The organism is Terrabacter sp. LjRoot27 (genome assembly GCF_964254175.1).
Taxonomy (GTDB): domain Bacteria; phylum Actinomycetota; class Actinomycetes; order Actinomycetales; family Dermatophilaceae; genus Terrabacter.
Genome location: NZ_CAXUSS020000003.1, coordinates 20,095 through 27,295, shown reverse-complemented (window position 1 = coordinate 27,295; position 7,201 = coordinate 20,095). Strand labels below are relative to the sequence as shown.

The 7,201-nt window shown below is 70.9% G+C and carries 5 protein-coding genes; 2 read left to right on the top strand and 3 right to left on the bottom strand.

The window, feature by feature from the left end; all coding sequences use genetic code 11:
• The 3 genes from ACSQ2D_RS21510 to ACSQ2D_RS21500 all read right to left on the bottom strand — a co-directional run.
• Positions 1 to 3,049: TIM-barrel domain-containing protein (locus ACSQ2D_RS21510; protein ID WP_435988042.1), on the bottom strand; the 3,049-nt coding region annotated here is incomplete at its 3' end.
• A gap of 510 nt (positions 3,050 to 3,559) precedes the next feature.
• The gene (locus tag ACSQ2D_RS21505) at positions 3,560 to 4,711 is read right to left on the bottom strand and encodes a hypothetical protein (RefSeq protein WP_435988041.1); all 1,152 of its coding nucleotides are present in this window, start codon (positions 4,709 to 4,711) and stop codon (positions 3,560 to 3,562) included.
• Between the two features lie 126 nt (positions 4,712 to 4,837).
• Entirely contained in the window at positions 4,838 to 5,503 is a 666-nt protein-coding gene (locus ACSQ2D_RS21500; protein ID WP_435988040.1) for an antitoxin, read from the bottom strand.
• A 134-nt stretch (positions 5,504 to 5,637) separates the two neighbouring features.
• Between ACSQ2D_RS21500 and ACSQ2D_RS21495 the strand changes: the two genes are divergently transcribed.
• Both ACSQ2D_RS21495 and ACSQ2D_RS21490 read left to right on the top strand, forming a co-directional pair.
• Positions 5,638 to 6,156, top strand: a complete 519-nt coding sequence (locus tag ACSQ2D_RS21495) for a peptidylprolyl isomerase (protein WP_435988039.1) — start codon at positions 5,638 to 5,640, stop codon at positions 6,154 to 6,156.
• An 88-nt stretch (positions 6,157 to 6,244) separates the two neighbouring features.
• On the top strand, positions 6,245 to 7,195 hold the full coding sequence (locus ACSQ2D_RS21490) for a rhomboid family intramembrane serine protease (protein WP_435988038.1): 951 nt from the start codon (positions 6,245 to 6,247) through the stop codon (positions 7,193 to 7,195).
• Positions 7,196 to 7,201 lie beyond the last annotated feature (6 nt).

Genomic DNA, 7,201 nt, shown 5'->3' with positions numbered 1-7,201 from the left:
TGGGCGTGTTCTTGCCCATCGTCGTGACGGCCGTCTTCGCGCCGTAGGTGTCGGTCGCGAGGCAGCACCAGTTCGGGAAGCCCACGGTCACCGCCGCCGACGAGCCGTCCGTGTAGTGCACCGTCGCCGCACCTCCAGCAGCGCCGCTCGTCCCCGTCCCGAGGAAGGCCAGTGCGTTGCCGCGCCCCGAGACCTGGATCGTCTCTCCGGCCGAGGCGACGTTGTCCTTCGTCCCCGGCTGAGAAGACGGCCAGGTGAAGTCGAACCCGTTCGCCGTCACCTTCGCACCGGGCGAGACGCCCTGTGCCGCAAGGCGTTCGGCGATGAAGCTCGATCCGCCACCATCGATGTCGCCAGCAGCCGGCGACGCCAGTGCCGTGACGCCGACGTTGCTGAAGGCGCTCGCGAGCGACGGGAACGCCAGGCGCGTCGTCGTCGCGTCGGTGACGGTCCGCGAGACGTCCCGCACGGTGTATGCCGCCGAGGCCGTCACGGCATACGACCCGGGTTGCGCTCCTGCCGGGGGTGTCACGCCGAAGCGGGCGGTGAAGGTGCCACCGTCCTTGAGGTCGGTGGCCGTCGTCGGCCCCGAGGCGACCGCCGTCCAGCCGGCCGGCACGCCGACCGACGTCGACGTCACCTGGACCGGCTTGCCCGTGGAGTTCGTGAAGGTCGCCGTCACCTCGCGCGCCTCACCGGGCACCGAGATGACGGGTGCCTTGACGTCCAGTGCCACGTCGAGCTCGCCCGGCTGGGCGCCCCCGACCGCACCGGCGCCGGTGATCCGCACCGTGTGCGTGGCCCCGGTCGACATCGACACCGTCTTGACGTGGATGACGCCCGTGGCCGCGTCGTAGAACCACCCGGAGGCCGCCGCATCGAGCGCCGCCTTCGACGCCACGCCCCCGACATCCGCCCCGTCGACGGCAACCGCGGAGGGCGCGGTGTTCGTGTGCACGGCCAGGCCGTAGCCCCGCGAAGCGGGCTTGCCGGCGTAGGAGCCGTTCACGGACCCGACGGTCACGGTCACCGGACCCTTGCCGGTCGTCGGCGCCGCGACGTCGAAGCGCTGGGACGCGCTCGAGCCGGACTTCCACGCCTGCGAGCGGCCGTCGTCCTCGTAGTTCGTGAACGTCGACGTGCCCGACGGGTAGACGTCGACGTCGAGCCGGCCGGAGTCCTTGCCGGCCTTCCAGTCGAGCGTGCCCTCGGGGAACATCGGCACGACGGCGCCGGCCCGGACGAAGAGCGGCAGCCGGTCGAGCGGCGCCTTGTAGCCGTTCACCGTCTGCTTGCCGGAGTAGAGCCGGCCCGTCCAGTAGTCGACCCACGTGCCCTCGGGCAGGTAGATGCCGTCGCGGACCGACGTGTCGGAGTAGACGGGCGCCACGAGGAAGTCGTCACCCGCGAGGAACTCGTACTTGGCCGCATCGCCCCACGTCGCAGGGTCCTTCGGGTAGTTGGCGTAGAGCGGACGCGTCGGCCCCAGACCCGTGCGGGACCCGTTGACCGTGTGCGTGTAGAGGTAGGGCAGCAGGCGCTCGTGCAGCTGCAGGTAGCTCCGGTTGATCGACGTGTAGGGCTCGCCATAGCGGTAGGGCTGCTTGTCCTTGGCCGCCCACCCGCTCATCGCGTACGTCATCGGCAGGAACATCTTCCACTGGAGGTCACGCGTGTACGTGTCCGCGCTGCCGCCGAAGATGCCGTCGACGTCACCCGTCGTGACCGGCTGCCCCGAGAGGGTCGAGCCGGCATACGTCGGGATCTGCCACTTGATGTAGTCCCACGTGCCCGACTGGTCGCCGCTCCACATCGCGCCGCAGCGCTGCGTGCCGGCCCAGCCCTCGATGGTGACGACGGTCGCGCGGTCGGTGCTGCTGCTCTCGATGCCGTCGCGCGCCTTCTCGCACGCGTCGAGCGCGAAGCGGTAGCCGGGGCCGACCCAGGCGACGTCGGTCTTGCGCACCCGCACGCCGCTCGCGACCTCGTAGGGCTGGTTCGTCAGGTCGGACTGGGTCCAGAGGCCGAGCTCGGACCCGTGGTCGACGAGCATCTCGTGGGTCTCGGGGAGGTCCTCGTAGCCGCAGCCGTAGCCGTCGTTGACGAGCGTCCACCCGAGCGGCATGTCGTTGGCGGTGTAGCCGTCGGCGATGGCCGTCGTGTCGCGCAGTGTCTCCCGCTCGCCGCGGTTCGCGTTGTGGAGGTAGCAGTCGGCGTCGCCGAGCTCCAGCGCGTACATCGGCAGCATGAGCGGCCGGCCGGTCAGCTCGGTGTAGCCGTCGAGCACCTGCCGGGTGTCACCGACGAAGTAGTACGCGTCGAAGCGCTGCTCCTGGTGCGTGGTCCGCACCGGCGCGTGGAAGTCGTAGGTGCCCGGCGCGAACGTGTTGCGCAGCACGCCGTAGCCGGCGCTCGAGAGGTAGAAGGGCGCCGCGTTGGGGTTGCCGCCGTCGTCCCAGTTGTAGTCGCGGCTGATCGTGATCGCGGTGTCCCGGTGGCTGAAGCGGCCGTTCTGCATGCCGCCGCCGAAGAACTGCTCCTGGGCTCCCCGGGCCAGGGTCTGCGTCATACCACTCGCGCTCCACGCCATCGGTGCGGTCTCGCGCAGCAGCTCGGCGCCGCTCGCGTCCTGCAGCCGGAGGGTGATCGGCGACTTCGTCACCGTGAGGCGCGCCTTGGCCGTCGAGATGACGTATGCCGTGCCGGTGTCCGTCACGCTCGATGCGCCGCCTGCGTAGTCGCGCTTGACGACGATGTCGGCATCGGGTGCGTCGGGGTCGGCGGGATCTGCCGACGCCGGGTCGGTGAAGGTGCCGTCGGGGGCCACCTGCACGCGCAGCAGGTCGGTGTCGTCGACCTCGACGCGCAGCTTCGCGACGCCGGAGCCGAACGTGTACGTGTCGCCGCTGCGGCTGTATGCCGTGACGTCACCGAGGTGGGCGTCCGCGGCCTGTGCCGGTCCGGACACGAGCACGAGTCCCGAGAGGGCGACGGTGGCGCCGGCGAGAGCACCCACCCCTCTCCGCACTGTGTGTTTGAAACTGCTCATTCAAGCATCCTTTCGCTCACAATCAGTCACCCTCAGTGGGTAGGACCGTAGGGGCGAGCGCAAAGGGGCGTCAAGAGGTCAGGGCAAATCGGACGGGACGGGACGAGCTCCCACCCCGTCCCGGACCCCACAGCGAATCCACGGCGGCTTCCTCTGGCGCAACCCGGCCTCTGGTGCCATGCTCGGTGGTGCAGCAATCTCCGAGTCCCTTCAGGGACACCGGAACTCGTGGGCATGATGCGTGGAAGGAACCGAACTGACGCGCTTGATGTGATGCAATCTTCATCGAGCCCCTCGCGCAACCAGCCGGACAGGGTCTAGACTGGTTGTAGCGAAGGGTTGGGCCCGCACGAACCGCGCCCAGCCCTTCTGCATGTGCTGGCTCGCTCTGTCCCCCTGTCGGAGCGAGCCAGCTCAAGCAGAGAAGGACCCGGATGCCCATGGCATCCGGGTCCTTCTCTGTGTGCCCTGGTCCGTGCCGGCCCCGAGGGACCGGCACCGACCGGGGTGTCAGCTCGTGCTGTCGCCCTTGTCCTGGGCGAGCTTGGCCTTGGCCGAGCCGCGCGGGGACGACTTCGTCGAGGCGCCGTTGATCGTGCCGCCCTCGACCGCGTCGGACGTGATCGCGTCGGAGTCGGGCGCGGCGTCGACCGCCGTGACCTCACCCTCGGCGCTCGCCGGAGCACCGGCGAGCTCGTCGGTCGCCTCGTCCGCTGTGTCGGCTGCGTCGTCCGCTGCCGTGTCCACAGCGTCCGCGACGGCCTCGCCGGAGCGGTCCTTCGCGTCGGCGATCGCAGCCTGGCCCTTGGCCGCGAGGTCGCCGGCCTTGTCCTTGGCGGCGTCGGCGAGCTCGGAGCCCTTCTCCTTGGCCTTGCTCGCGGCGTCGGCGACGGCGTCCTTGGCGTGGCCCACCTGCTCGGCCGCCTTGTCCTTGAGCGTCGCCGCGTCGGAGGCGAGGGCCGAGGTCGTCGAGCCACCGGCGCCCGCGCCGGCGCGCGAGTCGAGCGGCGTGGCCCACGGGTCGTCGGCCTGCTTCTGCTTGCGGAACGCTGCGACAGCCGCGACGGCGGCAGCGGTCAGGCCGATGGCGATGAGCCACTTGCCCTTGCCGCCGCGCTTCTTCGCGACCGCGTCACCCTTGAGCACCGAGTAGGCGTCATGGGCACGGTGGCCACCGACGGCAGCCGTCTCCTTGGCCTGGGCGGCCGCCTGCTCGAGGTGCGGCTGGGCCGCCTCGCGAGCCTGCTCGGCGCCCGCCGCGAGAGCGGCTGCGGCCGTCGCGATGGCGGCACCCACCTTGGGCAGCACCGTATCGACGAGCGTCGACTGCGCGGCGTCCACCTTCGGCTTGGCGCGGTCGGCGGCGTCGTAGAGGCGCTCGCGGGCCGTGTCGGCCGCGTCCGCCAGTGCGGGCGTCGCCGCCGCCTTGGCCGCGACGATCCGCTCACGCGCTGCGTCGGCGGCGTCCTGGAGCGCCGGCGTCGCGGCGTCCTTCGCGGCATACGCGCGATCCTTGGCGGCCGCGGCGGCATCGCTCGCGGTGTCAGCGGCGCTGTCTCTCAGCGTGCCGATCCGGTCACCTGCCGCCGACCCGAGATCGGCCGCTGCGGAGCGTGCCTGGTCAACTGCAGCCTCCGTGCGGGACTGCTTGGTTCGGAACATACGTCCTCCTAAGTCCACTCGTCCTTACCCATCCTGCCAACTTCGGCCACGCACCGCACGGATGCCTCCCGTGCGTGGACGGCATCGTCACCGATGCCGATCGCGTATGCCGTCACGCCCTGCCGTTCAGCTCGTGGCGTCGTGCGGCGGGCGGGGCACCCGCGGCGCCGCATCGGCGTCCTCGGGGGCCGGCGCGTCCGCGTGCCCCACCGGCGCCGTCGGCGGGTGGTCGAGACCGAGGACGGTGTCCTCGAGCGTCGTGTCGGTCAGGGCCTCACGGGTCGGGACCGGCACGTCGCCGGCCGCCGCGTCGAAGGCGCGCTCGTCCACCGGCGTCGGGCGGTCGATCGGGGCCGGGGCCTCGAGCGGGCTCGCCGAGACGGGGGCCGGGGCGTCGGGGTCGACCGGGAAGGGCTCGCCACCCGTCACGTCCGTGGCTCCTGCTGCTGCCGCGGCGCCCGTGGCGGTCGTCGGACCCGAGGTGTGGCCCTCGGCGACCTTGTCGACGCCCCGGTCGACGTGCTCCCTGACCTTGGCCACCTTGTCGGCGTACTTGCCCTCGGTCTTCTCGTCGATCTTCGTCGTGGCCGTCTCGACGTAGCCGTCGATCTTCTCGCGGTTCTGGGTGGCGTAGTCGCCCGCCTTCTCACGCGCCTGCTTGGCCGCCTGCGTGGCGGACTCCTGCAGCTGCTTGGCCTTGGTCTCGAGATCGAGCTCCTCGGCCTTCTTCTTCAGCTTGTCCATGAACGACATCGGCACTCCGTCCTCGCCGGCTCGGGGCCGGCTGTTCATCGGGTCGCGTCCTCGACTGCTGTGAGGATGATCCTTCTCCTAGGCCAACGGTGGGTCCACCCCCAGCGTTCCGCCACCCACGGCGCATACCCGCCCGGACGGCATACGTGCTCGGTCGTGCGAGGATTGGGCCCATGAAGGCAACCCTGCACACGAACCACGGTGACATCGTCATCGACCTCTTCGAGCACCAGGCCCCGAAGACCGTGGAGAACTTCGTCGGTCTCGCCAAGGGCGAGAAGGAGTACAAGGACGACGCCGGCCGGACCAACCCGACCCCGTTCTACGACGGCCTGATCTTCCACCGCATCATCCCGAACTTCATGATCCAGGGCGGCTGCCCGATCGGTCAGGGCTTCGGCGGTCCGGGCTACGCGTTCGACGACGAGATCAGCCCCGACAAGGACTTCACCAAGCCCTACATCCTCGCCATGGCCAACGCCGGCAAGCGCATGGGCAAGGGCACGAACGGCTCGCAGTTCTTCATCACCACCGCTGCGACCACGTGGCTCCAGGGCAAGCACACGATCTTCGGTGAGGTCGCCGACCAGGCCTCGCGCGACGTCGTCGACACGATCGGCGCGGTCGCCACGGGCGCCAACGACAAGCCCGTCGAGGACGTCGTCATCAACTCGGTCACCATCGAGGACTGACCCTCCGGGTCCATCGCACGACCGCACCACCGCACGAACGCACCACCCGCACCACCGCCCATGGACGTGACCGGCAGGGGGAACCCCGTTGTCTGACAACCCGCCCAGCGGCCAGCCCGGCCAGCCCCCGCTCGAGCCGGGGGTCCCGCAGCCCGCTGCCGGTCCGTCCGTGTGCCCGCGCCACCCCGACCGCGAGGCCTACGTCCGCTGCCAGCGCTGCGGCCGGCCCGCGTGCCCCGAGTGCCAGCGGCCCGCCGCCGTCGGCATCCAGTGCGTCGACTGCGTCCGTGAGGCCGCGCGCACCTCGCCCAGCGCCCGCACCGTCTTCGGCGGCCGGGCGACCGACGGCACGCCCGTCGTCACCTACACGATCATCGCGATCTGCGCCGTCGCCTACCTCGCGCAGCGGGCCAACCCGAGCGTCACGCAGAACTTCGCGTTCGCGCCGTTCCTCGGGTGGACCGAGCCGTGGCGCTTCGTCACCGCGGCCTTCCTGCACTCGCCGTCGACGATCTTCCACATCCTGCTCAACATGTTCGCGCTGTGGAGCCTCGGGCAGTACCTCGAGCCGATGCTCGGTCGCGCCCGGTTCGCCGCGCTCTACCTCATCAGCGGCATCGGCGGCCAGGTCGCCGTCACGCTCCTCGCGGGCTCGCCGACCATCGCCGGTCTGCGGGCCGGCCTCGACGACGCCTGGCTGACCCCCGTCGTCGGCGCGTCCGGGGCCATCTTCGGTCTCTTCGGCGCGCTCCTCGTGCTCAACCGGCACCTCGGGCGCTCCTCGGCGGCGATGTACGCGACGATCGCCATCAACGCGGCCTTCGGCTTCTTCTACCCCGGCATCTCGTGGCAGGCGCACCTCGGCGGCCTCGTCACCGGCGTCGTCTGCGCCGGCGTCATCGTCGTCTTCCGGCGCCAGGGCGTGCGCCACCTCGTCTGGGCCGCGCTCGCCGCCGTCCTCGTGCTGCTCGTCGTTGTCACCGTCGTCAAGTACCTCACGGTCCCCGAGGTCATCCGCGAGCTCAGCATCTTCGGCTGAGCCGCC

What these genes read in the sequence shown, in the direction of transcription:
- ACSQ2D_RS21505 (WP_435988041.1), bottom strand. Translation starts at nt 4,711, where the DNA reads ATGTTCCGAACCAAGCAGTCCCGCACGGAGGCTGCAGTTGACCAGGCA.
- ACSQ2D_RS21500 (WP_435988040.1), bottom strand. Translation starts at nt 5,503, where the DNA reads ATGAACAGCCGGCCCCGAGCCGGCGAGGACGGAGTGCCGATGTCGTTC.
- ACSQ2D_RS21495 (WP_435988039.1), top strand. Translation starts at nt 5,638, where the DNA reads ATGAAGGCAACCCTGCACACGAACCACGGTGACATCGTCATCGACCTC.